The following is a 17674-nucleotide window of genomic DNA, read 5'->3' on the forward strand; positions in this document are numbered from 1 at the left end:
GCCACACTTAGGGTATGAAATATGCAGCCCTTTTGGCGGTTATCGCCGCCCCCGCTTTCGCTGATTGTCCCGCTGGCACGGATTATTCGGCTGATATCGTTCAAATTGTAGAGAACATGCGCGCCGCACCGTCCGAGGGGGCCGCGCGCGGGTATTCTGCGGCGATGTGGGAGATCTGGCTGGATGCGCCGGATGAATTGGCGCAGGCGATGTTGGACGAAGGGCTGGCGCTGAACCAGATGGGGGACCGTGCGGCGAGCCGTGCAAAGCTGTCCGAACTGGTCGCCTACTGCCCCGATTATGCGGAAGGGTATAACCAGCGGGCGTTTGCCGCATTCCTGCAAAGCGATTTTGAGGCCGCGTTGGTTGATCTTGATGCAGCCATCGCATTGCAACCTGTTCATCTGGGCGCGTTGACGGGCAAAGTGTTGACGTTGATCCGAATGGGGCGCGAGGACGAGGCACAAACCGTTTTGCGCACGGCCCTTGCGATCAACCCGTGGCTGGCCGAACGCGCGTTGTTGGATGAACCGGTCGGCGAAGATATCTGACGTTTATCTGCTAGACGCCGCGCCGCAGATGCCTATGGTCTGCCACGCTGGTCCGCGTGGTGGAATGGTAGACACTGGAGACTTAAAATCTCTTGGCTTAACGGCCGTGCCGGTTCGAGTCCGGCCGCGGATACCAGCTTTCGATTTTAGTGACTGCGCCAGAGGCCCGTTGGGAGCCTCCGGCGGGGATATTTTAGAACCAAAGAAGGCGGGTTATTGCAGGCGGGCCGCCGAGAGCGCGATGGCTTGTTGGTAGACCGTTGCGGCGTTCCAGTCGTTCAAGACGCGGAAGTTTGCGGTGCCTTCCTGAAACGGCTGGCCGGGCTGCCAGCCTTTTTGGCGCAGGAAGTTGGCCGTCGACGCAAGGCTGTCTGTCACGGAATACAGATCAACGCGCCCATTGCCGTCAGCGTCCACGCCGTAGCGCAGCGCATTGCCCGGTAAGAATTGCGTGTGGCCCATTTCGCCGTGTGCCGCGCCTTGTTGATTGGGGGACAAACCGCCCTGATCCACCAGCATCAATGCGGCAATCGCGTGTGGTGTGAAGAAATCGGCGCGGCGGCAATCATAGGCGACGGTTGTGATGCTATCGACCACCGGGGTGCTGCCCAAGGTGCGGCCAAATCCGGTTTCCATGCCGTGGATTGCCAGCAAAATGCCTGCAGGAACACCGTAGGCATTTTCAAGTTGCGCGTAGAAGTTTGCGTTGCGGTCCCGTTCGCGGCGCATCTGGCTGGCAAAGCTATCAAGGCTGCCAAGGCGGATGCGGATAAATTCGTTCAACTCATAGCGCACGCCGGTCTGGTTGCGGTCTGCGCGGATGGTCGATGTGGAATATTGCGCGTTTGCAAGGGCTTGAAGGCCTGCTTGGCGAACGCCCGCGGCGGCGGCTTCTTGGGCGAAGGCCTGTTTCCACGTGTTAAAACCGGATGCATCATTGCCACAGGGCGCTGCAAGGGCAGGGGCCGCCAGAACAGCGAAGGCCGTGGCGAGGATGGATTTGGGGACAAAACGCATGAGGTTACTCCGGGTAAATAAGGTTAACGCAACGCTAGCATGTTTCCTGCAAGTGTTAAGTCAGGATTTCGCGACCCGTTAATCGCGCGTTCCTGCGAACCGTTCTGCCCAATCATCGCGTTGTTCATCGCTGATTTTATCAAACAGGTTTTCAGGCACGGTGAAGGCATGGCCTGCGGGCAGGGCGCGCACGGCTTGCGCCATGTCAGTGGGCCAATCCATATCCATCGTGTTCATCGCCGAGAGCAGCTTTGCCGATGCGGTCGGGATGAAGGGTGCGGACAGCACCGCGTAGATGCGGATCAGGTTCAGGGCGAGGCGGATTTGCGCGGCGGCCTGATCGGGATCGGTTTTGAAGACGGACCATGGGGCGGCGGCCTGTAGATATTCGTTGCCAGCCGCCCACATGGCGCGCAATTCCGCGGCTGCTTTGCGGATTTCGATGTTGTCCATCGCGGTTTGATAGGCGGTGAGGCGGGTTTGCAAATCGTTGATCAGGGTGGTTTCTGCATCGCCCCATTCGCCGCCCTCGGGCACATCTTCGGAGAATTTCGAGCGGCAGAATTTCGTCACGCGGGACACGAAATTGCCGAGCACATCGGCGAGGTCCTTGTTGCAGTCGGTTTGAAACTGATCCCATGTGAATTCAGAATCCGATGTTTCCGGTGCGCGGCTGAGAAGCCACCAGCGCCAGTAGTCGGCGGGTAGGATTTCAAGCGCTTGATCCATGAACACGCCGCGCCCGCGTGATGTGGAAAACTGGCCGCCGTCGTAGTTCAGGTAGTTGAAGGATTTGAGGTAATCGACACGTTTCCATGGTTCCCCCGACCCGATGATCGTGGCCGGAAAGCTGAGCGTGTGGAACGGCACGTTGTCCTTGCCCATGAACTGGGTGTAGCGCACATCGTCCGCGCCGCGGTCCGTGCGCCACCAGCGCGCCCAATCGCCGCCAGTGGCGTCCGACCATTCCTGGCTACAGGCGATGTATTCAATCGGCGCGTCAAACCAGACGTAGAACACTTTGCCTTCCATGCCGGGCCACGGTTCTTCGCCGCGCATCACGGGCACGCCCCAGTCGAGATCACGGGTGATGCCGCGATCCTGCAGTCCGTCGCCGTCGTGCAGCCATTTTTTCGCGATTGAGGTCGTGAGGACAGGCCAACCCGTTTGGCTGTCGATCCATTGATCAATGTCGTCTTTGAGTTTGGATTGCAGCAGATACAGGTGTTTCGTGTCGCGCATTTCCAGATCGGTGGAGCCTGAAATCGTGGAGCGCGGATCGATCAGATCGACAGGATCAAGCTGTTTTGTGCAATTGTCGCATTGATCGCCGCGCGCGGATTCAAACCCGCAATTTGGGCAGGTGCCCTCAATATAACGATCCGGTAAATAGCGCCCGTCGGCATGGGAATACATCTGCGTTTCCATGCGTTCTTCGATCAATCCATTGTCGGCCAGAACCGCGGCGAAATGCTGGGTGAGCTTTTTGTTCTGCTCGGAGGAGGACCGCCCGTAGTGATCAAACGACAGGTTGAACCCTTTGGCCAACGCATCCTGAACGGCCCACATTTCGGCGCAATATTCATCGACGGGCTTGCCCGCCTTGGCCGCGGCCAATTCGGCGGGTGTGCCGTGTTCGTCCGTGGCGCACAAAAACAGAACCTCATTGCCGCGCCCGCGCAGGTAGCGGGCATACAGATCAGCCGGCAGTTGGCTGCCGACCAGGTTTCCAAGGTGTTTGATCCCGTTGATATACGGAATAGCGGATGTGATAAGGTGGCGTGCCATGGGGTGCGATTGGTCCTGCGTTACGTGTTGAATGCAGGTCTAGCGGACAGGCCGCGCAAGGGCCAGTGGGGTTGATGCGCTGTGCCGGATCATCCGTGCCAGTGTGTCGATCAAAACGGCGAAAAAGGAATGTGACATGATTGCCTATGTGACTGTTGGGGCCGATGATCTTGAGGGCGCGAAACGCTTTTACGGGGCGATTTTGCCAGCGCTTGGTTATGGGCTGAAAGAGGGGCCTGAGGGGCTGAGCTATGCATTGCCCGTCGCGCAGGGTGAGAGGGCTGTCTTTCCCGACTTTTATGTAAAACCGACGTTCAATGGTGAGCCTGCATCCGCTGGAAACGGTGCCATGACCGCGTTTGAGGCTGCAAGCCAGAAAGACGTGCGTGATCTGCACGCAGCCGCGATTGCGGCGGGTGGCCATGATGAGGGCAAACCGGGATTTCGCGCGTCTTATGGGCCGCATTTTTATGTCGGATACCTGCGCGATCCCCAAGGCAACAAGATTGCGTTGTTTTCAAGCGATCCGGCAGAACCCGGGCGGGACGACTAAAGCAGTGGTTTAGCGATCGCGCGCGCGGCCAAGCAGCCGCCCAATGATAAAGGATGTGCGCGGGGCGTAGACGTAGGGGGTTTTGTCGCTGCGGGTGTCGCGCACGCGCATGCGGCTTAGCCCGAATACCACCAATGCGATGTGACCCAGCGAGATGAAGTAAAACAACGCAGCCGGGCCGAAGGTTTCGATCAAAAGGGACGTTCCCCAAGGCGCTGCAATCGCGCCCACGGCATAGAAAAACATCAAAGCGGCGGACAGTTCGATGCGTTCTTCGTTGGTCGCAAAATCATGGGCGTGGGATGCGGCGACGGAATAGACAGGAAAGGTGGTGAACCCGAAAAATGCCGCACTTGCCATGACGCTAATGGTTCCAAGGCCGGATGCGGCCACTGTAATGGCGCAGGACGCAACCGATGCCACCGATAGCCAGATCAGCACCCAGCGGCGGTCGTATTTATCTGCCAGCCAGCCTGTCGGGTATTGTGCAATCGCGCCGCCTGCGACGAAGGCCGCGAGGAAAAGGCCGATTTGGGACGCGGCGAGCCCGACCTCTTGGCCGTAAATCGGGCCGACCATGCGAAATGACGCGGATGACAAAGCGGCGACCAGAACACCCGCCACGGCCAGCGGTGACATGCGCCACGCGAGCGATGGGCGCAGGCGCGGGGCGGCGGGGATTTCGGGTTGCGGCACACGTGTCAACGCGAGCGGTAGCATCGCCGCGCAGCACAGAATTGTCAGTAAATTATAGGCGATATAGGTTTCCAAGCTGGCCAAGGTGCCAATCATCAACTGTGCGATCAGGCTGCCGCCCATGTCCACAACGCGGTAGGTGCCCATCGCGCGGCCCCGTGTTTCGTTGGTGACTTTGGCCTGTAGCCAGCTTTCGATGACGGTGTAGCACCCTGCGATGCAGATGCCCGACATGATGCGTAACAACGCCCACGCCGTTGGATCAAACACGAGGATATGCCCCGCCATCCCGATGGATCCCATGGCCGTGAAGACGGCGAACGCGCGGGAATGGCCGACTTCGCCCATAAGGCGCGGTGCCCACCAGCAGCCGATGAAAAACCCGACAAAATGCATAGAGCCGAGAAAGCCGACTTCGGCGCGGGTGAAACCGGATTGTAACCCTGTCAGCGCATCCAGTGGTCCCACACCCCCCGACGACAATTGCAACAGCAACACGGACAGCAAAAGGGCGGCAAAGGAAATCATCATGCGCATGGGCCCATAAAGACCTATCGTGCCGAGACTTCTAGGCCTTAATCGTCAAGACCTGTTCCAGCCGCGTCATTACTGAACCCGCGGGGGCAAGGGGGTAGGGGGTTTGGTTGATAAAACGGTGTTCGCCCGCGTCCTTTCGACGGCGACGCCTGCGCGCGCTGCGTCTGACATCAGTGCAATGAACAGTGCGGGGTTGTGCAGCCCCTTGGGCGGGCTATTGTCTGCCCAAACCGCCAAAGGGGTAACGATATGAAACAGATAAAGCTTGGCCGTACGGGCATTATGGTCAGTGATTGGTGTCTTGGCACGATGACATTTTCCACCCAGACGCCCGCGCAGGACGCGCATCGACAGATTGATATGTGTCTAGACGCAGGGGTGAATTTCCTCGACACGGCGGAAATGTATCCGGTCAATCCGATGCGCAAGGAAACTGTCGGGAATTCCGAACGCTGCATTGCCGAATGGATCGCGGCATCGGGGCGACGTGATGAGGTGGTGATTGCCACCAAAGCGGGCGGTGACAGCGCGATGATCCGGGGCGGAGAAGGGTTTTCGCCCGACAACATCCTGTCCATTCTGGATGGAAATCTGCAACGGCTTGGCACGGATTACATCGATTTGTATCAGCTGCATTGGCCCATGCGGGGGTCTTATGCGTTTCGTCAAAACTGGACGTTTGATCCGTCAGGGCAAGACCGTGCGCGCACGATGGATCACATGGGCGGTATTCTTGATAAACTGAAGCAGGCGCAGGCGGATGGCAAAATCCGCGCGTTCGGATTATCCAACGAATCCGCCTGGGGCACGACCAAATGGATCGACATTGCCGAAGACATCGGTGCGCCGCGCGTGGCGTCCGTGCAGAACGAATATTCGCTGCTGCACCGCCTATATGACACGGATATGGCGGAAATGTCTGTGAACGAAGACGTTGTGTGTTTTTCATTCTCGCCGCTGGCCACCGGGCTTTTGACGGGCAAATACCAGAACGGCGCTGTGCCGGACGGATCGCGGATGACCCATGGGCCCAAGCTGGGCGGGCGCGTGACGGAGCGGGTGTTTGACGCCGTCGACGCCTATCAGATCGTTGCAGACAAACACGACATGACGCTGGCCCATATGGCGATGGCGTTCCAGCGGTCACGCCCGTTCAAGACCAGTGCAATATTCGGTGCCACCACATCTGCGCAATTGGCGTCGTTGTTGGAGGGCAAGGATTTGGAGCTGTCAGACAGCTGCCTTGAGGATATCGACACCGCCCACCGCGCCCATCCGCAGCCTTATTGATCAAAAGGAGCGGCTGCGCCGCCCGTGATGTTTTGTTTGGCGTTTGGGGGCGCGGGCCGTGCCAGGTTGCCCATTGAGGGTGTGCATCTGCCCTGCGCCTCCGGCGGGGATACTTGTGAACCAAAGAAGCGGGGTTACGACATCAAATCGATGCGGAATCGCGGGCCTTCCCCTGTGATGTCTTCGAGGATGTCCATGGCGCGGTAGGCGGCGATGGCTGTTTCGTTGCCCGCGTCTGTTCCGATGGTCAGGCGGGTTGCGTTGATGGCTTTGGCGTGGGCTTTGGCCGCGAGGATCAGGGATTCTCCGATACCGTGCCCACGGTGGCCGTCGTGCACGAACAGATGATGGATATCGAGGCGGATATCGCCGTGATGCAGGACCATTGTTGGTGTCAGCCCTGCGTAGCCGACAGCATTGCCGTTTTGTTTTGCGATCAGCGCCGTAGCCATGGGGGTTGGGCCAAAAAAGATGTCGTGCAGATGGTCTTGCGTCACTTTGGCGGTGTCGCCGTGAAAGGCGGACAGGGCTTTGATCATCGCGTGGATGGCGGGAAGATCGGCGGGGGTGGCGTGGTTGATGTCGGTCATGGGATGACTTCGCCGCTTGGGGGCTTGCGTGTCAAGATCGCGTGCTTAAGGTCACCACAAATCAAGGGAGATATTCATGCCATTAGAGATGAACCGAGAGGTGTTTATCACTGCCGCCATCACCGGATCAGGCAGCACACAAGACCGCAGCCCGCATGTGCCCCGGTCCCCCGAACAGATTGCCAACAGTGCGATTGATGCGGCCAAGGCAGGCGCGGCGGTGGTGCATTGCCATGTGCGTGACCCTGAAACAGGCGTGCCATCGCGCAACCTGGAATTATACCGAGAAGTGACGGACCGCATCCGCGCGGCGGACGTGGATGTGGTGTTGAACCTGACCGCAGGTATGGGCGGTGACATTGTGTTTGGCGGTGTTGAAAACCCGCTGCCGACGGTTGCAGGCACGGACATGGTGGGCGCGACGCAGCGGGTGGCCCATGTGGCCGAGTGCCTGCCGGAAATTTGCACGCTTGATTGCGGTACGATGAATTTCGCCGAGGCCGATTATGTCATGACCAACACGCCAGGCATGTTGCGCGCGATGGGGCAGATGATGACTGACCTTGGCGTTAAGCCCGAGATCGAGGCGTTTGATACCGGCCACCTTTGGTTTGCCAAACAGCTGGTGGCCGAGGGGATTTTGAAACCGGATGCGCTTGTCCAGCTGTGCATGGGGGTGCCGTGGGGCGCGCCGGATGATCTCAACACGTTTATGGCGTTGGTCAACAATGTGCCGCCGGAATGGACATTCAGTGCCTTTGGTTTGGGGCGTTCGCAAATGCCCTATGTCGCCGCATCCGTGCTGGCGGGGGGCAATGTGCGTGTCGGGCTTGAGGATAATCTGATGCTGGATCGTGGTGTTCTGGCGACCAATGCGCAGCTTGTTGAACGCGCCCATGGGATCATCGAAAACCTTGGGGCCAAGGTGATTGGCCCCGCCGAGGTGCGCGAAAAGCTGGGGTTGGTGAAACAAGCCCCGAAATGAGGCTGCTTGCCCTTCTTGCCCTGACAGCCTGCGCACAAACGTCTTTGCCGGAACCCTTCGGTGTGACAATGGTGGAGGAAACCACCTGCATCGGACAGGGCGGGCAAATCGTGATGGGGCCGGACGGCGCATTTTGCGCGAATGGCTGAGGGGCAGTGATGATACGGATTTTGACGGCGTTGATGATTTTGGCCTTGGCGGCCTGCACTGGCGCGCCAGACATCGTTGAACCGCGCCCTGTGTTTCGCGACACGGACGCGCAAATTGCATCACAAACCGATGTCACCGCGCAGCGGATGGCGGGGGAGTGGATCATACGCCAGAGAGTGCCGGCGGCAGATGGCCCTGTGTCGGCTATGACCCTTGCGGCGTTGCCTGCGGGTGCTTTGCAGTTGTCATTGCTTGGCGGGGATTGTGTGGAGGATGTGTGTTTTGAAGAAGAAGCGCTTGTTTTACTGACACCCACAGGCCCCGGGCGTTGGACACCGGTTAATCCCCCCGCAGGATGGCCCGCGCAAGAGATCTGGGTGATGTGGATGGATTTTGACAGCCGGACCGCCGCCATTGGCACCCCGTCGGGCGAATTTGGCTGGATCATGGACAAAAATCTGACCGGTGGGGGGGATCGCATCACTGCGGCACGCGACATCATGGAATGGTTTGGCTATAATATGGACCAGTTGAATGAGGTGGTGCGATGAAGACGAGTGCGAAACATGTGTCGGTTGTGTTTGGTTTGGCGCTGGCCCTTGTGGGCTGTGACGAGATTGCGATGCCCGGCGCCGCGCCTGCTGCTGGTGGTCTTGGGGGCAGTTCTGCGCCGCGTGAATACCTTGTGCTTGGGTCAAACATGGGGTTTGAGGAATGCCGCGCGCGCGGTGGCCTGATTATTCGCGACAGTGGCAGCCCGATGGTGGCCTGTGATCCGCGTGTGCGTGGCACCCCTGTTCCGGCTGGTGAATTTGACCACCCCGGCAGCCCCGTGCCGCAAGTGACGGCAGAGGGTTAGTCCCCCCGTGTGATGCGCCCCTGCCAGCAGTTGTTCATCGCTGACCTGACATCGACAAATCCAATCTCTGGATCATCAAGAACCCGTGCGGCGTAGGCCATAATGTCGTTTCGGGGCACGACGGATCCGGTGCCGTATTTGATCCGTTCGTCACCTGTGTAGCCGCGCACCAGATATGTTGGTGAGACGAGCGTTTCAGGCACCACGTCGCCCCCCGCATATGGCGCGCAATCCCCGGCGCACAGAAAAATCGGCCCTGTTTCGGTATAGGCGTTCAGCCCGTCAAACGGGCGGTGGGCCAGTATCAAATAGGGTTCACCTTCTGGCACCGCTCCAAGGCAGTGGCGGCACGGATGGACGCCCCCGTCAGAGGTCTGGACCTCGAGCGGTAGATCGTAGCTGTCGCGGCCTTTGTTTTTGATGTCGTGCACATGCGCGGTGGGCAGGCCTGAATAGGTTAATCTCATCTTGTGGTCCTCGTTTTGTTTTGCTCTTTCTGGTGAAAGCGACACGCAGGGGCGACCCGAAAGCTGCGCATAGAAATGAAGGGCAAGTAGATGGCACAAAAAGCTGCGATTATTGGCGGTGGCGTTATTGGCGGCGGTTGGGCTGCGCGATTTTTGCTGAACGGATGGGATGTTGCGGTGTTTGATCCTGACCCGCAGGCCAAACGCAAGATCGGTGAAGTTCTTGATAATGCGCGCGCGTCCTTGCCCGGATTGTATGACATGCCGATGCCCGATGAAGGCACACTGAGTTTTCATGACACCATGGCGGGGGCGGTCGACGGTGCGGCGTGGATTCAGGAAAGCGTGCCGGAACGCCTTGATATCAAACATACTGTCTATCGTGAATTGCAGGATGCGTGCGATGCCGATGCGGTTATCGCGTCCTCGACCTCGGGGTTCAAACCGTCCGAGTTGCAAGAAAACGCGACCCGCCCGCAGCAAATTGTCGTGTGCCATCCGTTTAACCCCGTTTATCTGCTGCCGCTGATCGAAGTGGTCGGAACAGATGTGAACAAGGACATGATCGGCGGGGTCGAGGAGACCTTGCGCGGTGTCGGGATGTTCCCCCTGATGGTGAAAAAGGAAATCGATGCCCATATTGCTGATCGTTTCCTTGAGGCGGTCTGGCGCGAAGCGCTTTGGCTGATCAAAGACGGTATCGCCACGACGGAAGAAATCGATGAGGCGATCCGTATGGGGTTCGGGTTGCGCTGGGCGCAGATGGGGCTGTTTGAAACCTACCGCATCGCGGGTGGCGAAGCAGGGATGCGCCATTTCATTGAACAATTCGGCCCGTGCCTAAGCTGGCCGTGGACCAAGCTGATGGATGTGCCAGAGCTGACCGAGGAGTTGATTGACCAAATTGCGGATCAATCGGATGCGCAAAGTGGCCAGTATTCTATCCGCGACCTTGAACGCCATCGTGACGCGAACCTTGTGGGGATGATGCGCACCCTGAAGGCGCGTGATTGGGGTGCGGGGGCAATTTTGAACACGCACGATAAGACCATGAACCAGACACGCGTGGTGCCCGAAACCCTTGGCGATATTGTGGATCTTGGTAAGCCCGTCAAAACCGTTGATCGCGCGGTGCCGATTGATTGGACGGACTACAACGGCCACATGAACGAAGCGCGGTATTTGCAGGCCTTTGGCGACGCGACAGACCGTTTGATGGGGATCATCGGGTGTGATGCGGAGTACATCGCCACAGGCGGCAGTTATTTCACGGCTGAAACCCATATCCGCCATCTGGATGAGGTCCACGCCGGCGCGCGCATTCACGTTGAGACCCAAGTGATCCTTGGGGCGGGCAAAAAGATGCACCTGTTTCACGTTATGTACGAAGGGACTCGCATATTGGCGAGCGGGGAACACATGCTGATCCATGTTGATCTTGAGACCCGCCGCGCCAGTGATCCTGCGCCTCAGGTTGCTGAGAAACTGAAGCGCCTTGCGGCTGCCCACGCAGGATTGCCCCGCCCTGAAGGCGCGGGTGCGGCAGTGGGTGTGCGATGAAACGCGCGCTGATCACTGCGGGCGGGTCGGGCATTGGCCTTGCGATGGGGCACGCGTTCGAGGCTGCGGGATATGATGTTTGGGTGACGGATATTGACCGCGATGCTTTGGCCGCGTGCCCGCGCACGTGGACCTGTTGTGCGGCGGATGTGGCCAGTGAAGACGATATGCGCCGCCTGTTCCAAGAGATCGCGGCGGCGGGCGGGATTGATGTTGTGTGTGCCAACGCAGGCGTCGCAGGGCCCACGGCGAGCGTGGAACACGTGGCGTTGGAAGACTGGAAAACCTGTGTCGATATCACCCTAGGCGGCGCGTTTTTGACCGCGAAATATGCGACACCTTTGATGAAGGCGGCGGGGGCGGGTGCGATCATCGTCACGTCGTCGACGGCGGGTGTGTTCGGCTATCCCAACCGTGCGCCTTATGCGGCGGCGAAATGGGGTGTGATCGGGTTGATGAAAACGTTGGCGATGGAGCTTGGCCCGTTTGGCATCCGCGCTAATGCCATTTGTCCCGGCGCCGTTGAAGGCCCGCGCATGGAGGGCGTGTTGGAGCGTGAAGCCGACAGCAAAGGCATGAGCCGTGATCAGGTGTATGAGGGCTACGCTGCGGGTACATCGATGCGCTGTTTCGTTGAGGCGCGCGACATTGCCGATATGGCGGTGTTTCTGGCCAGTGACGGGGCGCGGCGGGTGTCCGGGCAGGTCATTTCAGTGGATGGGCATACCGAAAACCCTGATCCCAAGCCCTGACGTTTGGGTCGAATTTGCTGCGCAAATCCGATCAAGAGGGGGGCCAGCCCCCCGGCCCCCGAGATATTTTTGAACAAAAGAAGGGGTTAGAGGACGTCGGTCTGGAGGGTTTGGATGTAATTGGCGAGGTCGCGGGGGGTGATGCGGGCTTCTCGGACCAATCGATCAAAGTGTTTGGTGATCATTTGGACGCGTTCGGTGTCGCGAAACGCGAGGTAGTTTTGCCCCAGATAAATCACGGCGAGCAGCGGGCCGAACACGGTCACGGGTGCTGAATAGAGTTTGCGCGCATCAAACAAATGCAGGCGCAACGTCGGGTAGAGATCATCGTGTAGGGTTGCGATGTGATCCAGTTGGGCGGCGCGCAGATCAGCGGGGACGCCTGTGTAATAGCCCGAACCGGCTGCGAAACTGGCCAGTTCATCCATTGGGAGCGCGATTTCATAATCTGATCGCGCCTCGCGCATCCAGCGCAGGCGGTCTTCTGACGCGCCTATGGCTTGATCGGTTGAGCGCCCGAGGGAGGGCCCGTATTCCCATTGCAGCACTTCGGGGAGTTTGAACATGTCGGGCAGGCCCGCCGGAACGTGGCGGATTTTGTAGCCCGCGGCCTCTTGGTGCCAGGTGAATATCTGTTCATCCACAAGGGCGCGGGGGGCTTTGGTGACTTCCATTGCGGCGGCCACCAGATCTGCGGCCAGTTCGGGTTTGTCCGTCAGGCCCAGCAGCCAATCTGCGGACACCCCGAGTTGCGCTGCGCATTGCGCAACCACCTGTGCATTTGGCAAGCGTGCGCCTTCGTCTGTCAAAAGCTGCGACACCGTTGATCTGTCCACGCCGATGGCGCGGGCCAGCCCCGATTGCGTGGCCTGTTTGACCGTCATGGCATCGCGCAGGCGGGTCCGAAACAGGGTGGCACGGGTGCGTTTGTCTATAATTATGCTCATCTGGTGATAATTATCACAAATTGCGGGTTTTGCTAACAGTTTACAGAATTCCCGCAACAGCTTTGGGCGGCTACACCTGACGCAAGGTGTAATGCAGGGGGCCTTATGGACACGCGCAAGCGTACGATTGTCAAAGCGTTAATCTGGAATGTGATCGGGTTGCTGACGATGATCATGGTGGGGTTTATCGCAACGGGATCGTTTAAGCTGGGCGGGGTCATGGCGGCGGTGAACACGCTGATCGGGTTGTCGATGTATGTGATCTATGAGCGCGTTTGGGCGCAGGTCCGGTGGGGACGTCATGTTTGAACCACGCCGGTTCGAATGGCCCACGCTGGCGCTGATTGCCTTGTGTTACGCGGGGCTTTTGGCCGCCCTTTGGGTGTTGCCGACCTGGATCGCGATTGCAGGTCTTGGCCCGCTTGTGGCGCTTCATGCGTCGCTGACCCACGAAGTTGTCCATGGGCATCCGTTTTCCAATCAAACCCTGAACGCGGCGCTGGTATTTCCGGCTGTGACATTGGTGGTGCCTTATGCGCGGTTTCGTGCGACCCACCTTGCGCACCATCAAGATGAACGCCTGACCGACCCTTATGATGATCCCGAAACCAACTATGTTGATCCGGCTGTCTGGGATGGGATCAGCGCGCCGTTGCGGGCGGTGTTCTGGTTTAACAATCGTCTTTTGGGGCGGCTGTTGATCGGGCCTTTGTTGGGGCAGGTCATGTGGATGATCAGCGATGCGCGGGCGTGTCGCAATGGGGATCGCGGCGTTTTGATGGGCTGGCTGGCCCATGTGCCCGCACTGGCGGTGATGTTGGCGCTGATCTGGGCGGCGCCGCTGCCGTTCTGGGCCTATGGTATCGGGTGTTATATTGGCCTGTCGATCTTACGCATTCGCACGTTTCTGGAACACCGCGCCCATGATCTGGCCCGTGCGCGCACGGTGATTGTCGAAGACCGGGGGCCGCTGGCGTTCTTGTTTCTAAACAACAATTTACACGTTGTGCACCACATGCACCCGCGTGTGGCATGGTATGATTTGCCCGCGCTTTATGCACGAAACCGGGATCATTATCTGCGTCGCAATGACGGATATCGCTTTGCGTCCTACGCCGAGGTTTTTCGTCTTCATTTCTGGCGGGCCAAGGACGGTGTTCCCCATCCTCTCTGGCGTCGGGGGGACTAAGCGGGCATGAGGGGGCATGGACGCATGGATGCCGATCACAATTTTCGCCGCTTTGGCGCAAACCGCGCGGTTTGGGCTGCAAAAACAGCTGAAATCAACCGCCCTTAGTACAGGGGGCGCGACGTTTGCGCGGTTTGTCTATTCGTCGCCTTTGGTGATTGTCGGCGTGCTGATGTATGCGTCGATTACGGGGCAGACCCTGCCCGAAATTCCTGCGGTGTTCTGGGGGTATGCGCTGTTTGGTGGTGCGGCGCAGATCATCGCGACGATGTGTGTGGTTGCGCTGTTTGCCCATCGCAATTTTGCCGTAGGGATCACGTTCAAGAAAACCGAAGTGCTGATGGCGGTCCTTGTCGGGTTGGTGATCCTGGGCGAGGGCGTCACGTGGCTGGGGTTTGGCGCGATCCTGATCGGATTGTTGGGCGTTTTGCTGCTGTCTGATCCGCCCGAACGGACCGGCGCGCCTTGGCATAAACGCATCATGAACCGCGCGGCGGGCCTTGGTATTGCGTCGGGTCTGCTGTTTGCCTGTTCGGGTGTTGGGTATCGCGGCGCGTCACTGTCGCTTGAAACGGGCGATGTGTTTTTGCGGGCTACGCTGACCTTGGCCTGTGTGACGGCGGCGCAGACCATCGCGATGGCGATCTGGCTGCGGCTGCGTGAAGCGGGCGAAATCAGCCGAGTGGCTGCGTCTTGGCGCACCGCGAGCCTTGTTGGTATCACCAGCATGATCGGATCCACCTGCTGGTTCGTCGCCTTTACGCTGCAAACCGTGGCCTATGTCAAAGCGCTGGGTCAGATCGAATTGTTGTTTTCGATGGTCGTCACAGTTGTCTTTTTCAAAGAAAAGATCAGCGCGCGCGAATTGCAGGGGGGCGGGCTTTTGGTGGCGTCCGTTTTGGTGCTGGTTCTAGTCGTCTAGGGGGCGTTTGCCACCCAGCCGCGTGACCAGATGCGATTCATCATCGTTGCGAAAGAACGGCACGCTGGCGGGCGCGCCGCGGGTCAATCGGGCCGTGATTTCAGCAAGGACCACTTCGGTGATGAAGGGCAAATCCAGCGCGCGGGCGTCGCTTAGGGGTACCCAGTGCAAATGGCTCAGCTCGTCCTCGGCGTTTGAGAAATCGTCGGGGTCAGTGGTGAGGTGGGCTGCATCAACAAGGAAAAACCGCGCATCAAAGCGCCTTGGCCGGCCTGCGGGCGTGACTGCGCGAAACACAAATTCGAGGTTTGTGGCATCCGGAACGTGCCCGGTTGCAGCAAAGCCGCGCCAGCCGTGTGGGGCGCGGTCGGCAGGCCACGGGGCATTGCGGCCCAAGATTTGCCCAGTTTCTTCCCATAATTCACGGATCGCGGCAGCGGCAAGCGCGTTGGGGGGGAGGGCGCTGTCTTGTGCCAATCGCACGGCTTGCGTGTTGTTTACCGGCACATCAATCGCAGCGTCGCCCGCATCAACTGCGCCACCGGGAAAGACGTATTTGTTGGGCATGAAGGCCGCCGTCGCGCCGCGTTGGCCCATCAAAATGGACGGAGATGTCGCTGCGTCGCGCAGCAAAATCACTGTCGCGGCGTCCCGAATGGCGGTTTTGTCGATCATGGTGTCCCCGTTACAAAAGGGGTCAGTTGGCCCCGAACCCGTGCATGCGCCGCGCCCATTGGATCGCGACGATCATCCCCTTAAGCCTTGGCAAAAGGTAAAGCGAAAGAGACACGCATACAATCGTCAACACAACGGCCAGCACCATCGGATCGGGGCGCAGATGCACAAACGCAAAGTGCATCACAAATCCGAGGATATGCGCGACGATCAGGATTGTCAGATAGGCCGGACCGTCATCCGCGCGGTGATGATGTAGGTCTTCTTCACACACCGGGCAATTGTCAGCGACCTTAAGATAGCCCTGAAACATCATGCCTTCGCCGCAGTTGGGGCAGCGACGGCGCAGACCCCGCCACATTGCAGGCTTTGTGGGGCGGTCGTCGTGTAAATGGGCAGATGACGTTGGCATTTTGACCTCAACATTTGATCCAAGCGTTTTGCGCCCATTGCCCAACTTTTCATAGGGGCAAAAGTGTCGCGGGGGTGGGGCAGCGGAATTATTTTCGTGCCCGAGCGACGGAAGTTTTCATGTCGCCCGTTTTATGACCATCACCGCCTCAATGGGGGGCATGACTGAACGATATGAGTAGGAAAACAAAATGAAAACGACACTTTTGATGGCAGCAATTGCAGCAGGTATGACTTTGGCGGCAACCGCCGAAGCACGTGAAGGCCACGGCCAACGGGTGGACATGCCATCCTTTGAGGAACTGGACGTGAATGCGGACGGTGGCGTAACAGCGGAAGAAATCGCCGCTGCAATGCAAGCCCGCGCCGTTGCCCGTTTCGCCGAGGCCGACACGAACGGTGACGGTGGGTTGTCCGCTGAAGAACTAAGCGCGAATGCAGATGCGCAACGCGCTGAACGCATGGCCAACCGCGTGGCAGAGCGCATCGAAGCGGCTGATACCAACGGCGATGGTCTGTTGCAGGCCGAAGAAATTGCCGCACAGATGGAAGACCGCCGTGATGGCCGCCGCGGTGGTGGTGATGCCGAGCGCATGTTCGACCGCTTTGACACCAATGAGGACGGAACACTGAGCGCGGAAGAATTCGCCGAAGCGCAGTCCCGTATGGAAGACCGCCGTGATCGCGGGGACCATGGTCGCCGTGGTGACAAATAGGACCGGCACCTGAACGGTCGGGCGGTGTGCAATCTGTGCGCCGCCCGGTTGTGCCAATGGACTTGTCGAACGATGTATGATGTGGATAGCTGCAAATTAGATGGCAAATCAGGTGACCAATACCAGCGATGCAGATTTGCTCGCGGCGTTTGCTGCGGGCGACAGGTCTGCGGCGATGACACTGACGCAGCGGTTGACCCCGCGTGTAATGGGGCAGGCATTCCGAATGCTTGGCAACCGCGCAGAGGCCGAGGATGTGGCCCAAGACGCTATGATGCGGCTTTGGAAGATCGCCCCGGACTGGGACCGCGACCGCGCCCAAGTGACAACATGGCTGTTTCGGGTGGTTGCCAATCTGTGCACCGACCGTTTGCGCAAATCAGGGCGCGGCGTGGCATTGGACGCGATCGAAGAACCCAGCAGCGATGCGCCGTCCGCGGCGCAATCTTTGCAAGACAGCGCGCGCACATTGGCCTTGCGCGCGGCCTTGGCGGAACTGCCGGAACGTCAGGCGCGGGCCGTGTCACTGCGCCACCTCGAAGAATTGGGCAATCCAGAGATTGCGACCATTATGGACACGAACGTGCGAACCGTCGAAAGTCTGATTGCGCGGGGCAAACGCGCCTTGATTGCACGATTATCGGGGCGCAAAGCAGAATTGGGGTATGAAGATGAATGATGATGACAAAATTCTCGACGCGGGCTTTGCGCAGATGCGTGCGCAGGACGTCGTGCCCTCGGAAGGTCTGCTTGATCGGATCATGATGGATGCCGACAGTGTTTTGGCCGCCAACATCGCCCCGCCTGTGCGCACCAAACAGGGGCTTGGCGCGATGGTGCTGGATGTGATCGGCGGTTGGCCGTCGTTTGGGGGGCTGGCTGCGGCGACTGTTGCCGGTCTTTGGATTGGTGTCGCGCCGCCGGCCGCGTTGGCGGATATTTCGGCGGGGTATCTGGGGTCGACAGTTGAAGTGCCGCTGTTCGATACGGAAATTTTATTGGGGCTGGACGGGTAAAAT

Annotated in this window: 23 protein-coding genes and 1 tRNA gene; 16 read left to right on the forward strand and 8 right to left on the reverse strand. The window is 59.1% G+C overall.

Going from position 1 to position 17674, the window contains the following annotated elements; all coding sequences use genetic code 11:
• Window positions 1–14: 14 nt before the first annotated feature.
• Both L0664_RS02585 and L0664_RS02590 read left to right on the forward strand, forming a co-directional pair.
• Window positions 15–551 (forward strand): tetratricopeptide repeat protein, encoded by a 537-nt coding sequence (locus L0664_RS02585; RefSeq protein ID WP_235224064.1) that lies wholly within the window; start codon window positions 15–17, stop codon window positions 549–551.
• A 50-nt stretch (window positions 552–601) separates the two neighbouring features.
• A tRNA-Leu gene (locus tag L0664_RS02590) sits at window positions 602–687 on the forward strand.
• A 77-nt stretch (window positions 688–764) separates the two neighbouring features.
• On the opposite strand, the gene L0664_RS02595 is transcribed toward L0664_RS02590, so the two are convergent.
• Both L0664_RS02595 and metG read right to left on the reverse strand, forming a co-directional pair.
• A complete protein-coding gene (locus tag L0664_RS02595; RefSeq protein ID WP_235224065.1) occupies window positions 765–1568 on the reverse strand; it encodes a lytic murein transglycosylase in 804 nt (267 codons plus the stop codon).
• Window positions 1569–1646: 78 nt separating this feature from the next.
• A complete protein-coding gene (gene metG / locus L0664_RS02600; RefSeq protein WP_235224066.1) occupies window positions 1647–3356 on the reverse strand; it encodes a methionine--tRNA ligase in 1710 nt (569 codons plus the stop codon).
• A 136-nt stretch (window positions 3357–3492) separates the two neighbouring features.
• On the opposite strand from metG, the gene L0664_RS02605 reads away from it, so the two are divergent.
• Window positions 3493–3909: a VOC family protein gene (locus tag L0664_RS02605; protein ID WP_235224067.1), complete on the forward strand. Its 417-nt coding sequence runs from the start codon at window positions 3493–3495 to the stop codon at window positions 3907–3909.
• A 9-nt stretch (window positions 3910–3918) separates the two neighbouring features.
• Here the strand turns inward: L0664_RS02605 and L0664_RS02610 are convergent, their stop codons facing one another.
• Window positions 3919–5142, reverse strand: coding sequence for an MFS transporter (locus tag L0664_RS02610; protein ID WP_235224068.1), 1224 nt, complete (start codon window positions 5140–5142; stop codon window positions 3919–3921).
• Window positions 5143–5391: 249 nt separating this feature from the next.
• Here L0664_RS02610 and L0664_RS02615 point away from each other — a divergent pair, with 249 nt between their 5' ends.
• Complete coding sequence (locus L0664_RS02615; protein ID WP_235224069.1) at window positions 5392–6432, forward strand: aldo/keto reductase; 1041 nt, start codon at window positions 5392–5394, stop codon at window positions 6430–6432.
• Window positions 6433–6566: 134 nt separating this feature from the next.
• On the opposite strand, the gene L0664_RS02620 is transcribed toward L0664_RS02615, so the two are convergent.
• Window positions 6567–7022, reverse strand: a complete 456-nt coding sequence (locus L0664_RS02620) for a GNAT family N-acetyltransferase (RefSeq protein WP_235224070.1) — start codon at window positions 7020–7022, stop codon at window positions 6567–6569.
• A gap of 76 nt (window positions 7023–7098) precedes the next feature.
• On the opposite strand from L0664_RS02620, the gene bcoG reads away from it, so the two are divergent.
• The 4 genes from bcoG to L0664_RS02640 are packed head-to-tail and all read left to right on the forward strand — an operon-like array spanning window position 7099 to window position 9016.
• Window positions 7099–8007, forward strand: a complete 909-nt coding sequence (gene bcoG, locus L0664_RS02625; protein ID WP_235224071.1) for a 3-dehydrocarnitine:acetyl-CoA trimethylamine transferase BcoG — start codon at window positions 7099–7101, stop codon at window positions 8005–8007.
• Entirely contained in the window at window positions 8004–8156 is a 153-nt protein-coding gene (locus L0664_RS02630) for a hypothetical protein (RefSeq protein ID WP_235224072.1), read from the forward strand. The genes bcoG and L0664_RS02630 overlap by 4 nt, the downstream gene beginning before the upstream one ends.
• Window positions 8157–8165: 9 nt before the next feature.
• Window positions 8166–8708 carry a lipocalin/fatty acid-binding family protein gene (locus L0664_RS02635; RefSeq protein ID WP_235224073.1) on the forward strand — a complete coding sequence of 181 codons (543 nt, stop codon included), beginning with the start codon at window positions 8166–8168 and terminating at the stop codon, window positions 8706–8708.
• Window positions 8705–9016, forward strand: a complete 312-nt coding sequence (locus L0664_RS02640; protein WP_235224074.1) for a hypothetical protein — start codon at window positions 8705–8707, stop codon at window positions 9014–9016. Before L0664_RS02635 ends, L0664_RS02640 begins: the two co-directional genes overlap by 4 nt.
• Here L0664_RS02640 and L0664_RS02645 read toward each other — a convergent pair.
• The gene (locus tag L0664_RS02645) at window positions 9013–9483 is read right to left on the reverse strand and encodes a DUF1203 domain-containing protein (RefSeq protein ID WP_235224075.1); all 471 of its coding nucleotides are present in this window, start codon (window positions 9481–9483) and stop codon (window positions 9013–9015) included. The two genes, L0664_RS02640 and L0664_RS02645, sit on opposite strands and share 4 nt — an antisense overlap.
• A gap of 90 nt (window positions 9484–9573) precedes the next feature.
• Here L0664_RS02645 and L0664_RS02650 point away from each other — a divergent pair, with 90 nt between their 5' ends.
• Window positions 9574–11043: a carnitine 3-dehydrogenase gene (locus L0664_RS02650; RefSeq protein ID WP_235224076.1), complete on the forward strand. Its 1470-nt coding sequence runs from the start codon at window positions 9574–9576 to the stop codon at window positions 11041–11043.
• Window positions 11040–11795 (forward strand): SDR family oxidoreductase, encoded by a 756-nt coding sequence (locus L0664_RS02655; RefSeq protein ID WP_235224077.1) that lies wholly within the window; start codon window positions 11040–11042, stop codon window positions 11793–11795. Before L0664_RS02650 ends, L0664_RS02655 begins: the two co-directional genes overlap by 4 nt.
• Window positions 11796–11881: 86 nt before the next feature.
• Here L0664_RS02655 and L0664_RS02660 read toward each other — a convergent pair whose 3' ends face one another.
• Window positions 11882–12742, reverse strand: coding sequence for a helix-turn-helix domain-containing protein (locus L0664_RS02660; protein ID WP_235224078.1), 861 nt, complete (start codon window positions 12740–12742; stop codon window positions 11882–11884).
• Between the two features lie 105 nt (window positions 12743–12847).
• On the opposite strand from L0664_RS02660, the gene L0664_RS02665 reads away from it, so the two are divergent.
• The 3 genes from L0664_RS02665 to L0664_RS02675 are packed head-to-tail and all read left to right on the forward strand — an operon-like array spanning window position 12848 to window position 14853.
• Window positions 12848–13051, forward strand: coding sequence for a DUF2061 domain-containing protein (locus L0664_RS02665; RefSeq protein WP_235224079.1), 204 nt, complete (start codon window positions 12848–12850; stop codon window positions 13049–13051).
• Complete coding sequence (locus L0664_RS02670; RefSeq protein WP_235224080.1) at window positions 13044–13931, forward strand: fatty acid desaturase; 888 nt, start codon at window positions 13044–13046, stop codon at window positions 13929–13931. Before L0664_RS02665 ends, L0664_RS02670 begins: the two co-directional genes overlap by 8 nt.
• Window positions 13932–13947: 16 nt before the next feature.
• Window positions 13948–14853, forward strand: a complete 906-nt coding sequence (locus L0664_RS02675; protein WP_235224081.1) for an EamA/RhaT family transporter — start codon at window positions 13948–13950, stop codon at window positions 14851–14853.
• On the opposite strand, the gene L0664_RS02680 is transcribed toward L0664_RS02675, so the two are convergent.
• Together L0664_RS02680 and L0664_RS02685 are read right to left on the reverse strand one after the other, a co-directional pair.
• Window positions 14842–15528, reverse strand: coding sequence for an NUDIX hydrolase (locus L0664_RS02680; protein WP_235224082.1), 687 nt, complete (start codon window positions 15526–15528; stop codon window positions 14842–14844). The genes L0664_RS02675 and L0664_RS02680 overlap by 12 nt on opposite strands.
• Window positions 15529–15550: 22 nt before the next feature.
• Entirely contained in the window at window positions 15551–15940 is a 390-nt protein-coding gene (locus L0664_RS02685) for a DUF983 domain-containing protein (protein ID WP_235224083.1), read from the reverse strand.
• Between the two features lie 190 nt (window positions 15941–16130).
• On the opposite strand from L0664_RS02685, the gene L0664_RS02690 reads away from it, so the two are divergent.
• The 3 genes from L0664_RS02690 to L0664_RS02700 all read left to right on the forward strand — a co-directional run bounded on the left by L0664_RS02690 (window position 16131) and on the right by L0664_RS02700 (window position 17671).
• Complete coding sequence (locus L0664_RS02690; RefSeq protein ID WP_235224084.1) at window positions 16131–16655, forward strand: EF-hand domain-containing protein; 525 nt, start codon at window positions 16131–16133, stop codon at window positions 16653–16655.
• 100 nt (window positions 16656–16755) lie between these two features.
• Window positions 16756–17334: a sigma-70 family RNA polymerase sigma factor gene (locus L0664_RS02695; RefSeq protein WP_235224085.1), complete on the forward strand. Its 579-nt coding sequence runs from the start codon at window positions 16756–16758 to the stop codon at window positions 17332–17334.
• The gene (locus tag L0664_RS02700; protein WP_235224086.1) at window positions 17321–17671 is read left to right on the forward strand and encodes a hypothetical protein; all 351 of its coding nucleotides are present in this window, start codon (window positions 17321–17323) and stop codon (window positions 17669–17671) included. Before L0664_RS02695 ends, L0664_RS02700 begins: the two co-directional genes overlap by 14 nt.
• Window positions 17672–17674 lie beyond the last annotated feature (3 nt).

It is taken from the genome of Octadecabacter dasysiphoniae, assembly GCF_021532615.1.
GTDB lineage: Bacteria > Pseudomonadota > Alphaproteobacteria > Rhodobacterales > Rhodobacteraceae > Octadecabacter > Octadecabacter dasysiphoniae.